Origin of the sequence: Spirillospora sp. CA-294931, assembly GCF_050946795.1 — a bacterium.
Taxonomy (GTDB): Bacteria; Actinomycetota; Actinomycetes; order Streptosporangiales; family Streptosporangiaceae; genus Spirillospora.
Window position 1 is genome coordinate 2,808,396 of the sequence record NZ_CP192006.1, and the last position, 16,342, is coordinate 2,824,737.

A 16,342-nucleotide genomic window follows, 5' to 3' on the forward strand; every position below is an offset into this window, starting at 1 on the left:
AGTGACTTTCTTTTCGGCGGCTGTCCGAAAAGGTGAGCGGCGGCCACCCTGCCGGGTGCCCGCCGCTCATGGGGATTCTTTTATGTCGAGGGCTACCGCTCGTCTTGGGTGGCGGTCGCCGGGGATTCGTTGAGCCTGTCGGTCTCATCCTGAATGTCCGCCCCGTTAGAGCGGAGCGCCTCTGCGTACTTACGCCCGTGGTGGGCGCAGAAGAGAAGGTCGCCGCCGCCTACAAGGACTGCACGGACGTAGGCCTGAGCACCGCAACGGTCGCAACGGTCTGCGACGGTCAACGGCTTGGTTGGGGCAAGGGCTCCAGTCACGGCACCTTCCTCATGCTCGGGGTCGGTACTTAGGACAACATCTAACCCGACGCCGACGTTCCCAACCTGTTTCCAAGTACGCCGAGAGCAGAATGCCGCATTAAGTGACACAGGTCACATCGTCCGATAAGCGTTCACCAGGTCAGACGATTGCGGCAATCAGATGATCAAGCGTCGTCCCATCGGAAGAGGCGCGCCGCGATCACCGCGGCGACCGCCGCGACGGCCAGCAGGACCCCGATCTGGGGCAGGGCCGAGGATGGTCCGAGCCCCCGTCCCATGACGTTGAGCATCCCCTCGTTCAGGTACCTGAGGGGGAAGATGTAGGACACGGTCCGCATCCACCCGGGAGCCTCGTCCAAGGGGAAGAAGGAGCCGCCCAGAAACGCGCTGGGCAGGATCACCAGCTGTGTGAGCGTCTGCGCGGTCTCGTGGGTTCTGGCCCACGCCCCGATGATCATCCCGATCGCCAGGAACGCCAGGACGCCCGACACCAGCACCGGGACGGCCATCCACCAGGACCGCTCCAGCCTCAACCCGAAGAAGGGAAGCCGGGCCACCGCCAGGAACAGCGCCATCTGCACCAGGGCGATGCCGACGCTGACCGTCACCCGGGCGCCGAACACCGTGGGGACGGGGACGGGCGACAACCGCAACCGCCGCAGAATCCCCTTGGTGCGCCATGTCACGAGCGTCTGCGACGCCCCGAACATCGCGGCCGACGCCAGGGCCCACCCGAGCAAACCGGGGGTGAAGAATTGGATCGCCTTGAGGGAGTCGTCCTCGACCTGCCGCGCCGCGACCGTATAGGCGGGCGGACGTCCCGTCGCGGCCTGGTTGGCCGACTGGACGATCGAGTCCAGCAGCCCGCGCACCGTCCCCGACTTCACCGCGTCGGCCGCCGAGTAGTGGACGACGAGCGTCCCGCCCCGCTGCTCGACCACGGCGTCGGCCTTGCCCTTGGCCACCTTCTCCAGCGCGTCCGCGCGGTCGGCCGTTCTGGACACCTTCATGACCTCGCGCAGCTCGCCGCCCCGCGCCATCGCCCCGTCGACCACCGCGACCGGGCCGATTTCCACCACCGTGACCTTGGCGGTCGAGCTGTTCCCGAACACCCCGGAGAAGATCACCAGGAACATCAGCGGGAACACGACCGTGAGGAACAGCGCGGCTCTATCGCGGGCGAAACCCTTCCCCATCGCCCACGCCAGGCTTTTAAAGCTCTCCAGACCCCTCATGCCCGGTACTCCCGTCCCGTGAGCCCGAGGAACACGTCCTCCAGCGTCGCCCCCTGGATCCGCACGCCGTCCAGCGCGTTCCGCGCGGCCATCGCCGCCACGACTGCCGACGGGTCCCGGGTCGAGATCACCAGCGACACGCCGTCGTCGGTGGCGTCGTCCGCACCCGGGAGCGCCCTGGCCTCGCCGAGCGGGAGCGTCCCGGTGGCGACGCCGACGCGCGTCGGGGCGTCCAGGCCCCGGACGAGCGAGGCCGGCGGCCCCAGCTCCAGCACCCGGCCCGCGTCCATGATCGCGACGCGGTCGCAGAGCGCCTCGGCCTCGTCCATGTAATGCGTGGTCAGGACGATCGTCCGGCCCTCGGTGTTGACGCGGCGCAGCACGTCCCACAGGTTGCGGCGCGCCTGCGGGTCGAGGGCCGCCGTCGGCTCGTCCAGGAAGACCAACTCGGGATCGTGCACCAGCGCGCACGCGATCGACAGGCGCTGCGCCTGCCCGCCCGAGAGCTTTTCCACCTGGACGCCGGCCTTGTCGGCGAGCCCGACGTCCTCCAGCATCGCGTCGGCCCGCCGCGCGGGGACGCCGTAGAGCGAGGCGAACGTCCGCAGCTGCTCGCGGGCGGTCAGGCGTTCGAAGAACGACGACGCCTGGAGCTGGACGCCTATACGGGGGAGCAGCGCGGGATTGCGCGGCCACGGCGGCAGGCCGAGGACCGACACCTCGCCCCCGTCGGCCTCGCGCAGCCCCTCGATGATTTCGAGTGTCGTGGTCTTTCCCGCACCGTTCGGCCCGAGGATCCCGAAGAACTCGCCCTCGGCCACCTCGAACGAGACGTCGTCGACGGCGGCGACGTCCCCGTAGCGTTTCCGCAGGCCCAGCGCGCGGATCGTCTGCTTCATGGACCGGGACGCTACGGCGGCGCGCGGGTGGAGCGGATCGGCCCTCGGGTGGAAAGTCTTCGCTACTATGTTCGAACGCCGCCTCCGGGCGGCGTGCCTGACCCAGGAGAGTCGGCGAGCGGGGGTACCCTGCTGCCGAATGTCCTACCCCCGAGGAGCACCGACCCTTGACCGCCGCGACCGCCGAAGCACCCATCGAAGATCCGCACGGCTACTCAGCCCGGCACCTGTCGGTGCTCGAGGGACTCGAGGCCGTCCGGAAACGACCTGGTATGTACATCGGGTCCACCGACAGCCGGGGGCTCGCCCACTGCCTCTGGGAGATCGTCGACAACTGCGTCGACGAGGCCCTCGCCGGGCACTGCACCCACATCGACGTGGTGTTGCGGGCCGACGGCTCCTTCGAGGTGGGTGACAACGGGCGCGGCATCCCGGTCGACATCGAGCCCAAGACCAAGCTCTCGGGTGTCGAGCTGGTCATGACCCGCCTGCACGCGGGCGGCAAGTTCGGCGGCGTCTCCTACACCGCGTCCGGCGGTCTGCACGGCGTCGGCGCCTCGGTCGTCAACGCGCTGTCGGCCCGGCTCGACGTCGAGGTCGACCGCGACGGCGCGACCCACGAGATCTGCTTCAAGCGCGGCCTGCCCGGCGAGTTCGCCGAGCCCGGCCCCTCGGCCAAGTTCAAGAAGCGCTCGGGCGTCCGCAAGATCCGCAAGGTCGCGAAGAAGGTCACGGGCACCCGCGTCCGGTTCTGGCCCGACATGCAGATCTTCATCAAGGGCGCCACCGTCGACCAGGCGCTGGTGCTCGACCGGATGCGCCAGACCGCCTTCCTCATCCCCGGCCTCACCATCGACGTGCGCGACGAGCGCGGCGAGGAGGTCCTGGAGGAGTCGTTCCGCTTCGACGGCGGCATCAGCGAGTTCTGCTCCTACCTGGCCAAGGACGCCCCCGTTGTCGACGTCCTGCGCCTTCAGGGCCGGGGCCACTTCACCGAGACCGTGCCCGTCCTGGACGACCAGGGCCACCTCGTCCCCACCGACGTCGAGCGCGACCTGGAGGTCGACGTCGCGCTGCGCTGGGGCGCCGGCTACGACACCATCACCAAGTCGTTCGTCAACGTCATCGCCACCCCCAAGGGCGGCACCCACGTCCAGGGCTTCGACCGCGCGCTGGTCAAGGTGGTCAACGAGCAGCTGCGCGCCACCAAGCTGCTCAAGAACGGCGACGAGAACGTCATCAAGGAGGACGCGCTCGAAGGGCTCACGGCCGTCATCACGGTCCGGCTGCCCGAGCCGCAGTTCGAGGGCCAGACCAAGGAGATCCTCGGCACCTCCGCCGCCACCCGCATCGTCCAGCAGGTGGTGAGCCGCGAGCTCAAGTCGATCTTCGAGAATCCCGGACGCGGCCAGAAGCAGCCGCTGCGGGCCGTCCTGGAGAAGATCGTCGGTGCGGCCAAGACGCGCATCTCCGCCCGCACCCAGCGCGACAACCAGCGCCGCAAGAACGCCCTGGAGAACTCGGCCCTCCCGGCCAAGCTCGTCGACTGCCGCACCAGCGACGACCGCAGCGAGCTGTTCATCGTCGAGGGCGACTCGGCCCTCGGCACCGCCAAGCTGGCGCGCAACTCCGAGTTCCAGGCGCTGCTGCCGATCCGGGGCAAGATCCTCAACGTGCAGAAGGCGTCCGTCGCCGACATGCTCAAGAACGCCGAGTGCGCCTCGATCATCCAGGTGGTCGGCGCGGGCTCGGGCCGCACGTTCGACATCGACTCGGCCCGGTACGGCCGCATCGCGATCCTGGCCGACGCCGACGTCGACGGCGCGCACATCCGCTGCCTGCTGCTGACGCTCTTCTACAAGTACATGCGGCCGATGCTGGAGGCCGGACGCGTGTTCGCCGCCGTCCCGCCGCTGCACCGCATCGAGCTGATCAAGCCCAAGAAGGGCCAGGACAAATACATCTACACCTACACCGACGCCGAGCTCCGCAAGCGCCTGGTCGAGCTCGAGCGCAAGGGCCAGCGCTGGAAGGAGCCCATCCAGCGCTACAAGGGCCTGGGTGAGATGGACGCCGACCAGCTCGCCGAGACCACCCTCGACCCGCGCCAGCGCATGCTGCGCCGCATCCGGGTGGAGGACGCCGAAGAGGCCGCCAACGTCTTCAACCTCCTGATGGGCAGCGAGGTGGCTCCGCGCCGCGAGTTCATCACCGCCGGCGCCTCCGAGCTCGACATGGAGCGCATCGACACCTGATTCGGCCCCTCGGTTCGACCGGCCCCCAACGCCCGATCCGGCCCTCGGTTCGACCGGCCCCCACATGCCCGCTGACGCGGCGTGTGGGGGTTTTTCGCGTTCTCAGGGCCCTCCCAGAGCAGGTGATGGGTTATGTCAGAGGCGGCGATTAGTTTGAGGTGCGTCAAAGGTCTGTAGTTGTGAAGACCACGGAGAGAGGGGTTGGCGATGGACGCGAAACAGACAGTGCTCCCCAGCACTCTCGGCGAACCTCTCGACCCCAGGCCCACCCTCGCCCCGCACTTCGGGCGACATAGGGGCGGGCACCCCACCGCCTGACCGGGCTCCCGAGAACCGCGCGCGCCGCGCGCTCTTTTTGGGCTGCCCAGGGGTGGTGCCAGTGCCACCCCAGGACGGCAATCCGGGCTACCGACACGGCCCAGGTCCGACCGGCACCGTAGTGATCAACCGCAGCGAGCGAAGGAGGAGGGATGGACATGCGCGACCGGATCGACGGCCTGCTTCTGGCCTTCCCCCTCCTCGCCGTCCTGGTCGGCCCCACCCGGTTCGCGATCACGCTCGCCGGTCTGGGCGACCTGGTGGTCGCCGTCCAGCGGCGCGACCTCGGCGCCGTGGTCATCAGCATCGGATGGCTCGTCCCCTGGGGGCGACTGGCTCCACCCCGGGTTGGAGTGCGGAAAGTCCAGCTGGAGACCGATACACCGGTTTGGGCACTCGGGCTAACTTCGTCTCGTGAGGATTGGCAACAGGTGCGTCGGGCTCCAGCCGCTCCGGCTCGCCGTGATCACGGGGCTGATCGGCTGGGCGTACGTGAAGGGCCTGCTCGGGGCCGAGCCCCGGCCGAGCCCGAGCGGCGCGGGGCTCGCCGTCCTGCTGCTCAACCTGAGCACGCTGGCTCTGCTGGTGGGAAGCGTCCAGGCACTGCGCAAGTCACGCGAGCGGCTCGGCGTCGGCCTGGTGCTGGGCTCGATCGTCCTGGCCCTCGGGCTGTACGGGGCCTGGCCCGAGAACACGGTCGGGATGATCTCGTCCATGGTCGGGCTCTGGATCGCCGCGGCCCGCCTGCCCATCGTCTGGGCCGTCCTGGTCGGGTCGGCGGCGGTGACGACGGTCGCGGCGGTCGGGGAGTTCGCCCGCGGCGGCGACATCGAGTACGCCGTCATGGCGGCCTTCGCGGGCATCGTCCTCGGGGCCTCCGCCGACCGCGAGCGGCGGGTGGCCCAGGAGGCCACCCAGCAGGCCGAGGCGGCCAACGTCGTCCTGGGCGAGCGGTCGCACATGGCGCGCGAGATCCACGACATCCTGGCGCACTCGCTGTCGGCGCAGATCGTCCACCTGGAAGGGGCCAGGCTGCTGCTGTCGCGCGACGGCGACCGCGTCCAGGCCCTCGACCGGGTGGAACGCGCGCAACGACTGGCCAAGGCCGGGCTGGAGGAGACACGCCGGGCCCTGGCCACCCTGCGCGGCGAGGCACCGCCCCCCGACGCGGCCTTGGCCGAACTGGCCGAGGAGTTCCACGCCGTGACGGGACGGGCCTGCGAGGTCGACGTGACCGGCGTCCCGCGCGACCTCCCCCCACAAGCCGGGCTGGCGGTCGTCCGGACGGCCCAGGAGGCGCTGACCAACGTCCGCAAGCACGCGCCCGGAGCCCGGGTGCGCGTGTCGCTGGTGTACGCGGCCGACCGCATCGAACTCGACGTCACCGACTCCGGCGGCACCGAGCAGGGCGAGGGGCCCGAGGGCGGCGGCTACGGCCTGGTCGGCATGCGCGAACGGGCCGAGCTGATCGGTGGGACCCTGGAGACGGGGCCGAACGGAAAGGGGTTCCAGGTGTCGCTGCGGGTGCCGGTGTGAGCGGGCCGACGCGTGTCCTGGTCGTCGACGACCAGACGGTGGTGCGAGAGGGCCTGGTCCTGCTCCTCGAACTGCTACCCGGCATCGAGGTCGCCGGCTCCGCCGGCGACGGCGAGCGGGCGGTCGAACTGACCGAGCAGCTCCGTCCCGACGTGGTGCTGATGGACCTGCGGATGCCCCGCGTGGACGGGGTCGCCGCCACTCGCATGATCAAGGCGGCCCGTCCCGAGGTGGAGATCGTCGTCCTCACCACCTACGCCGACGACGAGTCGATCTTCGCCGCCCTGCGCGCCGGTGCCCGCGGCTACCTCACCAAGGACGCCGGAGCCGACGAGATCGCCCGTGCCGTCGAGGCCGTGCGCGGTGGAGCGTCCCAGCTCGACCCGGCCGTCCAGCGCCGCCTCATCGAGGCCGTCGCCGCGGCCGACGGCCCACCCCGCGGCGGCCGCCCCGACCTCCCCGACAACCTGACCCGTCGCGAGGCCGAAGTCCTCGCCCTGATCGCCCGAGGCCGCTCCAACGCCGAGATCGCCGCCGACCTGTTCATCAGCGAAGCCACCGTCAAAACCCACATCAACAACCTCTTCGCCAAGGCCAACCTCCGCGACCGAGCCCAAGCCGTCACCTACGCCTTCCGCCACAACCTGGCCACCTGACCCCGGGGATACGGCTTCGTTCAGGAGGGGGCAACGAGGCGGTCAAGCCGCATGCGCGGGTGGGGGCGGCGGATCACCATGGGTAGCGCCTCCCCGGGCGAATCCGAGAGGACGTTGGCGTGCCCAAGACCTGGATGATCGCGGACTATTTGCGTCCGCTCGCACAATGGCGGATCAACCGGGCCGAGTTCCGCGATGACGGGCGCAACGCCCGCTCCGCGATCGGTCTGATCGACGCGGCCGCGTACGTCATGCAACTGGACGACAGCGATCACGTCGTCGTCCGGATGGCCAAGGTCGGCTGCTTCGCCCTGGGGCGCTTCAACCCCGGCGAGGAGGGCGAGCAGCTCATCCGCCTGTGGCACTACGACGACCCGACCGGCACCCCTCGTGATCTTCTGGAGCGGCTGGCCGAGGCCGCCGAGCGCGGTCTCAGCGCGGAACTGCGCCGCTGCCCCGTCCCCACCTGACGGTCAGTCGTGGTCGGGCTTCCACTTGATGCCGCAGCCGAGGCTGGGCGTGTGGGGTTCGGGTACCGGATTTCCGGCGAGGACGTGGGTGACGGCGGCGCGCAGTGAGGTGCCGTCCGCGGGGACGTCGTTGCTGGGACGGGCCGCGTCGAACTCGCCCCGGTAGGCGAGGCGGCGGTCGCCGTCGAAGAGGAAGAAGTCCGGGGTGCAGGCGGCTCGGTAGGAGCGCGCCACCTCCTGCGACTCGTCGACGAGGTAGGGGAAGGCGAACCCGGCGCGTTTGGCCTGTTCGCGCAGGTGGGGGACGTCGTCGTCGGGGTAGTTGACCACGTCGTTGCTGGCGATGGCCACGGTCGTCAGGCCCTCGATGCCGGACGTCACCGAGCCGAGCGCGCTCTCGATGCGGCGCACGTACGGGCAGTGGTTGGACAGGAAGATCACCAGCAGCGCGGGGGAGCCGTCGAGGTCGCGGAGCGAGACCGTGCCGCCGTCGATCGACGGGAGCGTGAAGTCGGGGGCGGGGGAGCCGAGCGGGACCATGAACGAAGAGATCGCCATGCGTCCATTATCTCCCGGTGATTTTCGGCGGCGGAACCGGTCTACCCCTTACACCGACCGACCGGAGGTACTCCCATGGTGCATGTGAACGGCGTCGAACTCTGCGTACAGACCTTCGGCGACCCCGGCGACCCGTCGATCCTGCTGGTGGGGAACACGATGCTCACCTGGCCGGACGGAGTGTGCGGACGTCTGGCGGCGAGCGGGCGACATGTCGTCCGGTATGACCTGCGAGATACGGGACGATCGACCACCCACGATCCGGACGCTCCGGAATACACCCTGCGCGATCTCGTCGCGGACGCCGCGGGTCTGATCGACGTCCTCGGACTGGGCCGGACGAACGTCGTCGGCTTCGCCACCGGGGGCTTCATCGCCCAGTTGCTCGCGCTGGACCACCCCGGACGAGTGTCGACGCTCACGCTCATCGCCACCCGCCCGACCGCGCCGGGTCCCGCCGACCCCGATCTTCCCGAGCATTCGGCCGACGTGATGGCCCATGTGATGGGCGCTCCCCAGCCGGACTGGTCCGATCGGGCCTCCGTCGTGGCGTACATGGTCGGTATGAAGCGCCTCTTCGCGGGCTCCGAAGGCATCGATGAGGCCGACGTGGCCAGGGAGGTCGGCCGGATCTACGACCGGGCCATCGAAGGCGAGAAGGCCCAGCGCGCCAACCAGATGGCCACCGTGTTCGCCGCGCTCGACTGTGGTGAGCGGTGGCGCGAGCGGCTGGGGGAGATCGCCGTCCCGACCCTGGTCATCCATGGCGAGGAGGACCCGTTCTTCCCCGTCGGCAACGCCAGGGCCCTCGCCGCCGAGATCCCCGGCGCCGAACTCCTCATCCTTCCCAAGACGGGACAGGAACTGCCCCGCCGCCATTGGGACGTCCTATGCGAGACCCTCGTCCGCCACACCCGGTGAGCGCGCCTCGATCAGGAACCGCGTCGAGTAGGCCACGAACGGCCCCTCCTGGAGCCGTTCGTGCAGCTCGCGCAGCCTGTCGAGATGGCGCGCCACGGTGAAGCCCGGCACCATCCAGATCACCTTGCGCAGGAAGTAGATCACCGCGCCCACGTCGTGGAACTCGATCCGCAGTGACTCCGTGCGCAGGTCGACGACCCGCAGCCCGGCCGCTTCGGCGTCCGTCCTGGCGGCCTCGGGGTCGCGCCTGGCACGGACCTCGGGCGGCTGGGGCCCGAGGAAGAACTCCACCAGCTCGAACACGCTGTGCGGCCCCACTTGCTGGGAGAAGTAGGTCCCGCCGGGTGCCAGGACGCGCGCGATCTCGTCCCACCAGGTCGTCACCGGGTGGCGGCTGACCACCAGGTCGAACGTCGCGTCGGCGAAGGGGAGCGGCGGCTCGTCCGCGTCCGCGACGACGGCCACGCCGCGCGGACGCAGCAGCCGCGTGGCCTTCGCCACGTTCGGCGGCCACGCCTCGGTCGCCACCGTCAGCGGCGGCAGCCGGGGCACGCCCACCAGCACCTCGCCGCCCCCGGTCTGGACGTCCAGTGCCGCGGACGCCCGCGCCATCCGCTCAGCCATCGACCGGGCATATCCCCACGAAGGCCGCTCTTCGGTGGCGCGTCCGTCCAGCCAGGAGAAGTCCCAGCCCTCGACCGGAGCCGCCTCCGCCTCGGCCACCAGCTCTTCGAAGCTCCGTCCCATGCCCTTGATCATGACAGCGACATCACAGTCCGTTCTCGATGGCCCCCGTTTGCGTTGCCCGGCCGCGCCCGGCGCGCTAACTGTGAGCGCAGGCCGCACGCACACGAGATGGAGGACGTTTTGGCAGGTGAGAACGGGTGAGTGCTCCCTTTCCTCCGGGCTTCAGCGGGATCGACCCGATCCTTCTGGACGCCATGATCGGAGAGTTCCGCCGCACCCGCGCGGACCTCACCGGAACGCTGTCGCCCTACCGCGCGCGTCTGGGACCGCTGGGCGTCCCCCGTACGGCGCTGCGCGATGTCGAGCTGGTCTGCTCCTGGATCGACGCGCAACTCCCCATGCTGATCCGCCGCCGCGACCTGGCGATCGCCCTGGACGACTGCGGTCAGCCCGGCCTGGCCTCGGTCGACGAGTCCCTGATCCTCACACCGTCCGAAGCCCGTCGGCATGGAGCGGCGCTCGCAAAACGGTTCAAAGACGGGTCCCTCCACGAACTGCTGAACGAACTCGGGCCGCACCGCTTCGACGGCGACTACACCGCCGCCTTCTTCGCCGCCCTCGGCACGAAACTGACCCTCGGCCTTCCGTCCCGCATCGCCGAGCACGGCCGGGACGGACATGTCGGACGTCAATTGCGCGAAACGAGCCAAGCATTCGCCACCGCGGTCTCATCGGGAACGCGCGTCCCCGGGTTCGGGACGGTCGCCAGGTCACTGTTCAACCCGGACCTCTCACCGGACGACCGCAGGAACGCCGCCGCCCTGGTCTCGTCCGGCGCGTTTCCCCCCGAATGGCTGGCCTCATTGGCCCGCCTGCACGCGCTCGATCCCCTGCACCGCCAGGCCGCCGCGCGTCCCGACATGCGTGCCGCCGACCTCACGGCCACGGACTGGGAGACCGTCCGGCGAATGCTGCGAGCGCTTGCCAACAATCCAGTGGCGTCCCGCCTGGCCTTTCAGGAAATGGCGGCGGAAGAACGCGGGCTGGCGCCCGTTCTCACCACCTTCACCCGCATGGCAACGTTAGACCCTGAAACAGCGACCCAATTGGGACGCGCCTTCGCCGCCGCATCCAGCGAAAGATCCACCAACGCCGCCACTTTCGCGTTCACCGTCATTACCACCGTCCCCAAGACCACGGTCTCCGACAATATGCGCCTCCCGCTCGCACAAATAGCCGGAACCTACGCGACCGAAATCACCGAGGGCGCCAACATCGACGACCGAACCCAGGGAACGGCTTTCGGGCGCGTCCAGACCTACACTCCCGGCCTGAAACCGATGTTCAGCCTCAGCCCTCAGGACACCTACGCCTTCCTCAAAACATTCGCCGACTCGCCCACCCATATGCGTCCATTCGAACAAGGAATGAGCGACCTCACCCGCCGCCTGGGCGCCGAGGGCATCCGCCTGGAAATCGCGAAAGGCAAAGGCGACCTCCCCCACGGCACTCCCGGCCTGGAACGCGTAATGCAGGCCCTGGGCTACGTCGCGGGCCTCCAATCCCAGGCGCAGCACACCGTCCAGGGCCGCCTCGACGAACGCGACGCCAACCGCCGCGAAGACCTCGCCAAACTCCCCGGCCTCGCCTTCGACACCGGAGCCGTCTTCCTCCCCATGGCACCCATGGTCGACGAGAACCTCTGGGGTTTGGTCCGACAGGCCGCCGAGGGCCACATCAGCCGCACCAACGACACCGCCGCCGACAACACCCGAATCAGCCGCCTGGAGAGCCGAGAACTCCAACTCTCGCTTGGCCTCCAACACTCGGTCGTCCAACGCCTCCTATCGGGCGGCTACCCCCTGAAAGTCCGCCCCGCCGACTTCACCCCACCCCACCCCGACCACCCCTTCACCACCCCCCGAGGCCGCCTTCTCCCCTACGACCAACTCACCAAAGACACCAAGGCCCTCGACAACTACGTCACCTGGCTAGAAACCAACGGCCGAGGCGGCCACGACGATGATGCGTTCGGTCAGGTCGCCGTGCGGGCCTCGGGTGCCTTCGCGGGGAAACAGCATCAAGCCTCACATGAGGCCGCCAATTGGGAGGCGAACGAGAAGCAGTAGAACGTCTCTTAGTGGACCCGCAGACAATCGGTCACACCGTAAATCCCCACGACCCCCCGTGAAGAGGAGTTGATGGTGAGGTTGGTTCGTGCAGTCTTGTGGTGCACGCTAATTCTAGCGTCGCCCCCATTTGAATGGGTGAGGTCGTATTTGGCTACTTGAGTGACAAGCAGTCCTAGAAGGATTCCGGAAAGATCTGTAGGGCTTCGGTCTGTCCTGTCTCGCTTATCGCCAACTACTGCATATGTTCGCTTTGCCTTGCCGTTGGCGCAGTGAACGCTCTTGCCGCCGTGATCGATGATCTTCACGTTCCGCATGTTCCCGACACCCGGACCCGCCAGGGCGGTGATGTGCTGCTTAAGTGTCTGCTCTGCCTCGCTAACAGTGGGTTCGGCGGCCTTGTCGCCATTGCAGGCTGAGATCGCGATGGTCGCTGCGGCGATCAATGCGAGCTTGTCCGGCCGTAGCGTTGTCATTGTGACCTTCCTGAATCTAAGTCAAGCGAGGTTGGCGGCCCTGGCATTTTAGAATGCCGGTGATCGGGGGTTCTCGCTAGGGGATGGGAGGAAGTGGATGGCGACGGGGATGGTTCCTAATCCGAGGTATCGGGAGTTGGATGAGCTTCTGCGTAAGTTGGAGCGGGATGCCGATATTGTCGAGCGGGCGCTGGACAAGCCGATCAAGAGAATGGCGAGTCGGCAGGTGTGGGTGGGGGAGCGGGGTGGGGCGGCGTCGCGGTTCGAGCGTGATCTCATCGATCGGCGGCGGCAGTTGCGGGCGAGCATGCGGAAGCTGATCGCGGCGGTGGAGGACGTCAAGCGGCGCACACCGAAGGAGTGCACGGTCGTGGAGGCGTCCATCGGGGGCGTCTGAGCGGGCCGTCGTTCGGGAAGTCCAAGGGTGATCTTGCATTCGTCCATGTGCAGGACGGGATGCGCGGATGATCCTGAGGCAACTCTCGGGCTGCTAGCGGACGGCGGTGTGGTGTGCGGGTAGTGAAAAGTCTTTTGGCTCTGGTCGGCGCTCTTCCACTCGTGATCGGACTACAGACGGCGGCGAGGGCCGAGCCGGCGGCGTCGTACAACGGGTTGGCGCTGACGCCGCCCATGGGATGGAACAGCTGGAACAAGTTCCGCTGCGACGTCAACGAGGAGAAGGTCCGGGGGATCGCGGACGCCATCGTGGCCAATGGCCTGGATCGGCGCGGATACCGGACGGTCACCGTCGACGACTGCTGGATGGCGTCCACCCGGGACGCGGGCGGCAAGCTGATGGCCGACCCCGTGAAGTTCCCCAGCGGGATGAAGGCGCTGGGCGATTACCTGCACGCGCGGGGGCTGAAGTTCGGGATCTACCAGTCGCCCACGCAGGGCACCTGTCAGAAGCGGCCCGGCAGTTACGGCCACGAGGCCCAGGACGCGCGGCAGTTCGCGGCATGGGGCGTGGACTACCTCAAGTACGACTGGTGCCAGACCTCGCCCACCGAATCCCCGGACATGTGGGCCGACTTCCCCGGGTACACGCAGAAACAGCTGGCGCAGGTGCTGTTCACGCGGATGTCGAAGGAACTCGTCGCCACCGGACGGCCGATCGTCTACAGCCTGTCGGCCTGCTGCGAGAAGGTCGACTTCCCCGAATGGGCCGGGGAGGTCTCGAACCTGTGGCGGACGTCCACCGACATCAGCGACAGCTGGGCCAGCATGATGTTCAACTTCAAGCAGGCGGCCCAGTATCCGGACGCGGCGGGCCCCGGCGCCTGGAACGATCCCGACATGCTCGAAGTGGGCAACGGCGGCATGTCGGACGTCGAGTACCGCTCGCACTTCAGCCTCTGGTCGGTGCTCGCGGCGCCGCTGATCATGGGGAACGACCTGCGGACGATGTCGCCCGCGACCAAGACGATCCTGTCGAACAAGCACCTCACCCGCATCAACCAGGACTCTTTCGGCAAGCAGGCCCGGGTCGTGTCGTCCCAGGGCGGACGCTGGGTGCTCGCCAAGCAGATGCGGAACGGCGACCGCGTCGTGGCGTTGTTCAACGAGTCGTCCAGCGAGAAAAAGATCAGCACCACGGCCCAGGCCGCCGGTCTTCCGCCGTCCAGTACCTACGAGGTCCACGATCAGTGGACCGGCAGGAAGACGACCACGTCAGGCGCCCTGAGCGCCGTGGTAGCACCGCACGCGACCGCGGTCCTGCGCGTCGCGGTGGCGAGGTGAGGGGCATGGCGCCGCGGAGGCTGATTGTCGCTGCCCGGCGCCTTCGAGGTGCAGGACGTGTCGAGCGTTGCGCTGTTCCGTGTCTTGGGTGCGAGGATGCCGCCGCGCTTGAGCCTGGTGGTGCTGTGGCGTTTCGGGCGCTGGTGGTCGCCGTTCGGCGCCTTCGGGTGGGTGATCAGCGGGCTCGTGCGGTGGCGGCCCGCCTTTCGGGCGCAAGGCCAGTGGGCCAATGCGAAGGCGACGCCCGTCCCCCTGAGCGCGGTGGACGTGCCGCGCGCGAGTGTCGTCCTGCACGCGATATCGAGGTGAGGGTCATGGCGTTGCGAGTGCTGACCGCTGCTGCCCGGGGGCTGGGCACACGACGAGGGGACCGGCGGTCTGAGCGTGTCGGGCGCGCTCGTCGCTCTACGCGGTGTGGTGTGGCAGTTCGGGTGCTGAGTGCTGGGGTGCTGGCCGCGGCCGGCATCAACCTCGCGGCGGCGTCGAGTGCCGCTGCGTCCGACACTCCGGGCTCGTACACCAACTACTCCTGGTCAGGGGTTTCGGGGCTGGACGATGTCGAGTTCCCGACGACCATCACCAAGGATGCCGGGCCCGCGTCCAATATCTACTGGGCGCACCAGTTCGACTTCACACAGGGGTCCGGGGCCTACACCGGCCTCCAGTCGAACGGGCCGGGGCAGCAGCGCACCTTCCTGTTCTCGGTGTGGGACGCCACCGAGGCCAAGGTCGGGACGTCCGGAAGCTACTGCCTGGACTTCGGCGGCGAGGGCGTCGGGAAGAGCTGCCGGATCAAACACGACTGGAAGGAGGGCCACACCTTCCGGTTCCGGGTGGCGCACGAGGGCGACCGCTGGTTCGGCGTCACCGTCGTCAACGACACGCTCGGAACCTCGTTCAAGCTCGGCAGCATCCGCGCCGGGTCCACTCAGATCTCGCCCCACGGCATGGTCGACTGGACCGAGTACTTCGAGTGGAACAACCCCAAGGCGTCCTGCAATGACCAGCCCTTTTCCCAGGCGCGCTTCGGTCTGCCCAAGGGCAACAAGGGGTCCGTCACCGCGGCGGTGTCGAGTACCAAGACAAGCGTGAGTTGCTCCGACATGAGCCGGATCGACAGGGTCAGCGGCGGGACGGTCCAGTCCAACGCCATCGGCAACTCGCTGCGCGGCCCCGTCCTGGGCATCGGCGGCAAGGCCCTGGACGCCTCGTCCAACACCAGTGGCGACCCCGCGATCATCTACACGCCCACGGGCGGTGCGAACCAGGCGTTCGTCCGGGGGCGTGACGGCACCGTTCGTCCCATGAGCGGCGGCCTCTGCCTGGACGTCGAGGGCGGCGCCACCGCGAACGGCACCCCCGTCATCCTCTACACCTGCACCGCAGGCCCGAACCAGCAATGGCGTCACGAGAGCGGCCGTCTGCGCAATCCCGCGTCCGGGCGTTGTCTGGACGTCCCGAACTCGTCCACCGCCAACGGCACCCGCCTGGCGATCTGGGACTGCCACACCGCCCCGAACCAGCAATGGGCCGTCCCGCCCATCCCGTCCCCTTGAACCGCTCGAAGCCTGGTGCCTGATTTCGACTCCTGGTCGTCGGGTACCGGTTGTCTTCAGGACTGCATCAGGATTTCTTCGCCTTCGCCCTCGGGTTCTTCGAAGGTGGCGAGGTAGCGATTCAGGAGCTCGCGGGAGACGGTGACGTTGTTCGGGGTGTCGTGGCCGTTACGGATGGCCAGACGGCGCCAGAGCGTGTCGGGGTCTGCCTTCAGGTAGATCAGTCGCCATTGGCCGCCGTTGCTTTCGATCATGGTCTTGTAACGGTCGCGTGCGGCCCGGTTCCAGAAACTCATGTCCAACACGACCGGGTGCCCGGCGGCGATGAGCCGGATGAGTTCGTCTTGGATCTCTCGCTGGGCGGTGGCCTGGTGATGTTCGTGGTCGGCGGGGTCGAGCAGCGCCGCGTCGTGGCCGAGACGCCGCCAGATGATCTCATCGATCGACAAGCGCGTGTAGCCGTGAGCTTCCAAGCGGCGCGCATAGGTGGTCTTCCCTGATCCGGCGAGACCGCACATCATGACGACGACGCCAGGCTCGGGCGTTGGAACGACTGTGTCCATCGGCCTGTCCATGCGGG

At 68.5% G+C, this 16,342-nt stretch carries 17 protein-coding genes; 10 read left to right on the forward strand and 7 right to left on the reverse strand.

The window, feature by feature from the left end; translation table 11 throughout:
- Nucleotides 1-92: 92 nt before the first annotated feature.
- From ACQPY4_RS12490 to ACQPY4_RS12500, 3 genes are all read right to left on the reverse strand, one after another.
- On the reverse strand, nucleotides 93-323 hold the full coding sequence (locus ACQPY4_RS12490) for a DUF7455 domain-containing protein (protein ID WP_433335679.1): 231 nt from the start codon (nucleotides 321-323) through the stop codon (nucleotides 93-95).
- A gap of 167 nt (nucleotides 324-490) precedes the next feature.
- A complete protein-coding gene (locus tag ACQPY4_RS12495) occupies nucleotides 491-1,561 on the reverse strand; it encodes an ABC transporter permease (RefSeq protein ID WP_433335681.1) in 1,071 nt (356 codons plus the stop codon).
- Nucleotides 1,558-2,460: an ABC transporter ATP-binding protein gene (locus ACQPY4_RS12500; RefSeq protein WP_433335683.1), complete on the reverse strand. Its 903-nt coding sequence runs from the start codon at nucleotides 2,458-2,460 to the stop codon at nucleotides 1,558-1,560. The genes ACQPY4_RS12495 and ACQPY4_RS12500 overlap by 4 nt, the downstream gene beginning before the upstream one ends.
- Before the next feature lie 167 nt (nucleotides 2,461-2,627).
- On the opposite strand from ACQPY4_RS12500, the gene ACQPY4_RS12505 reads away from it, so the two are divergent.
- The 4 genes from ACQPY4_RS12505 to ACQPY4_RS12520 all read left to right on the forward strand — a co-directional run bounded on the left by ACQPY4_RS12505 (nucleotide 2,628) and on the right by ACQPY4_RS12520 (nucleotide 7,695).
- On the forward strand, nucleotides 2,628-4,715 hold the full coding sequence (locus ACQPY4_RS12505; RefSeq protein ID WP_433335685.1) for a DNA gyrase/topoisomerase IV subunit B: 2,088 nt from the start codon (nucleotides 2,628-2,630) through the stop codon (nucleotides 4,713-4,715).
- Between the two features lie 732 nt (nucleotides 4,716-5,447).
- Nucleotides 5,448-6,569, forward strand: a complete 1,122-nt coding sequence (locus ACQPY4_RS12510; protein ID WP_433335687.1) for a sensor histidine kinase — start codon at nucleotides 5,448-5,450, stop codon at nucleotides 6,567-6,569.
- Nucleotides 6,566-7,225, forward strand: coding sequence for a response regulator (locus tag ACQPY4_RS12515; protein ID WP_433335689.1), 660 nt, complete (start codon nucleotides 6,566-6,568; stop codon nucleotides 7,223-7,225). The genes ACQPY4_RS12510 and ACQPY4_RS12515 overlap by 4 nt, the downstream gene beginning before the upstream one ends.
- Before the next feature lie 119 nt (nucleotides 7,226-7,344).
- Entirely contained in the window at nucleotides 7,345-7,695 is a 351-nt protein-coding gene (locus tag ACQPY4_RS12520) for a hypothetical protein (protein ID WP_433335691.1), read from the forward strand.
- 3 nt (nucleotides 7,696-7,698) lie between these two features.
- Here the strand turns inward: ACQPY4_RS12520 and ACQPY4_RS12525 are convergent, their stop codons facing one another.
- On the reverse strand, nucleotides 7,699-8,253 hold the full coding sequence (locus ACQPY4_RS12525) for a thioredoxin family protein (RefSeq protein ID WP_433335693.1): 555 nt from the start codon (nucleotides 8,251-8,253) through the stop codon (nucleotides 7,699-7,701).
- Between the two features lie 75 nt (nucleotides 8,254-8,328).
- On the opposite strand from ACQPY4_RS12525, the gene ACQPY4_RS12530 reads away from it, so the two are divergent.
- Nucleotides 8,329-9,174: an alpha/beta fold hydrolase gene (locus ACQPY4_RS12530; RefSeq protein ID WP_433335695.1), complete on the forward strand. Its 846-nt coding sequence runs from the start codon at nucleotides 8,329-8,331 to the stop codon at nucleotides 9,172-9,174.
- Here ACQPY4_RS12530 and ACQPY4_RS12535 read toward each other — a convergent pair.
- Nucleotides 9,142-9,921, reverse strand: a complete 780-nt coding sequence (locus ACQPY4_RS12535; RefSeq protein ID WP_433335697.1) for a class I SAM-dependent methyltransferase — start codon at nucleotides 9,919-9,921, stop codon at nucleotides 9,142-9,144. The genes ACQPY4_RS12530 and ACQPY4_RS12535 overlap by 33 nt on opposite strands.
- 137 nt (nucleotides 9,922-10,058) lie before the next feature.
- On the opposite strand from ACQPY4_RS12535, the gene ACQPY4_RS12540 reads away from it, so the two are divergent.
- Complete coding sequence (locus tag ACQPY4_RS12540; RefSeq protein WP_433335699.1) at nucleotides 10,059-11,990, forward strand: hypothetical protein; 1,932 nt, start codon at nucleotides 10,059-10,061, stop codon at nucleotides 11,988-11,990.
- A gap of 8 nt (nucleotides 11,991-11,998) precedes the next feature.
- Here ACQPY4_RS12540 and ACQPY4_RS12545 read toward each other — a convergent pair whose 3' ends face one another.
- Nucleotides 11,999-12,466: a hypothetical protein gene (locus tag ACQPY4_RS12545; RefSeq protein WP_433335701.1), complete on the reverse strand. Its 468-nt coding sequence runs from the start codon at nucleotides 12,464-12,466 to the stop codon at nucleotides 11,999-12,001.
- Nucleotides 12,467-12,602: 136 nt separating this feature from the next.
- Here ACQPY4_RS12545 and ACQPY4_RS12550 point away from each other — a divergent pair, with 136 nt between their 5' ends.
- The 4 genes from ACQPY4_RS12550 (at nucleotide 12,603) to ACQPY4_RS12565 (ending at nucleotide 15,762) form a co-directional block, all read left to right on the forward strand.
- Entirely contained in the window at nucleotides 12,603-12,863 is a 261-nt protein-coding gene (locus ACQPY4_RS12550; RefSeq protein ID WP_433335703.1) for a hypothetical protein, read from the forward strand.
- 161 nt (nucleotides 12,864-13,024) lie between these two features.
- A complete protein-coding gene (locus ACQPY4_RS12555; protein ID WP_433335705.1) occupies nucleotides 13,025-14,206 on the forward strand; it encodes a glycoside hydrolase family 27 protein in 1,182 nt (393 codons plus the stop codon).
- A 24-nt stretch (nucleotides 14,207-14,230) separates the two neighbouring features.
- Nucleotides 14,231-14,515, forward strand: a complete 285-nt coding sequence (locus ACQPY4_RS12560) for a hypothetical protein (RefSeq protein ID WP_433335707.1) — start codon at nucleotides 14,231-14,233, stop codon at nucleotides 14,513-14,515.
- 110 nt (nucleotides 14,516-14,625) lie between these two features.
- Entirely contained in the window at nucleotides 14,626-15,762 is a 1,137-nt protein-coding gene (locus ACQPY4_RS12565) for an RICIN domain-containing protein (RefSeq protein WP_433335709.1), read from the forward strand.
- A gap of 56 nt (nucleotides 15,763-15,818) precedes the next feature.
- Here the strand turns inward: ACQPY4_RS12565 and ACQPY4_RS12570 are convergent, their stop codons facing one another.
- Nucleotides 15,819-16,325: an AAA family ATPase gene (locus ACQPY4_RS12570; protein ID WP_433335711.1), complete on the reverse strand. Its 507-nt coding sequence runs from the start codon at nucleotides 16,323-16,325 to the stop codon at nucleotides 15,819-15,821.
- Between the last annotated feature and the right edge of the window lie 17 nt (nucleotides 16,326-16,342).

Coding starts and splice junctions, on each gene's coding strand:
- ACQPY4_RS12495 (WP_433335681.1), bottom strand. CDS start 1,561: ATGAGGGGTCTGGAGAGCTTTAAAAGCCTGGCGTGGGCGATGGGGAAG.
- ACQPY4_RS12500 (WP_433335683.1), bottom strand. CDS start 2,460: ATGAAGCAGACGATCCGCGCGCTGGGCCTGCGGAAACGCTACGGGGAC.
- ACQPY4_RS12525 (WP_433335693.1), bottom strand. CDS start 8,253: ATGGCGATCTCTTCGTTCATGGTCCCGCTCGGCTCCCCCGCCCCCGAC.
- ACQPY4_RS12530 (WP_433335695.1), top strand. CDS start 8,329: ATGGTGCATGTGAACGGCGTCGAACTCTGCGTACAGACCTTCGGCGAC.
- ACQPY4_RS12535 (WP_433335697.1), bottom strand. CDS start 9,921: ATGGGACGGAGCTTCGAAGAGCTGGTGGCCGAGGCGGAGGCGGCTCCG.
- ACQPY4_RS12545 (WP_433335701.1), bottom strand. CDS start 12,466: ATGACAACGCTACGGCCGGACAAGCTCGCATTGATCGCCGCAGCGACC.
- ACQPY4_RS12570 (WP_433335711.1), bottom strand. CDS start 16,325: ATGGACACAGTCGTTCCAACGCCCGAGCCTGGCGTCGTCGTCATGATG.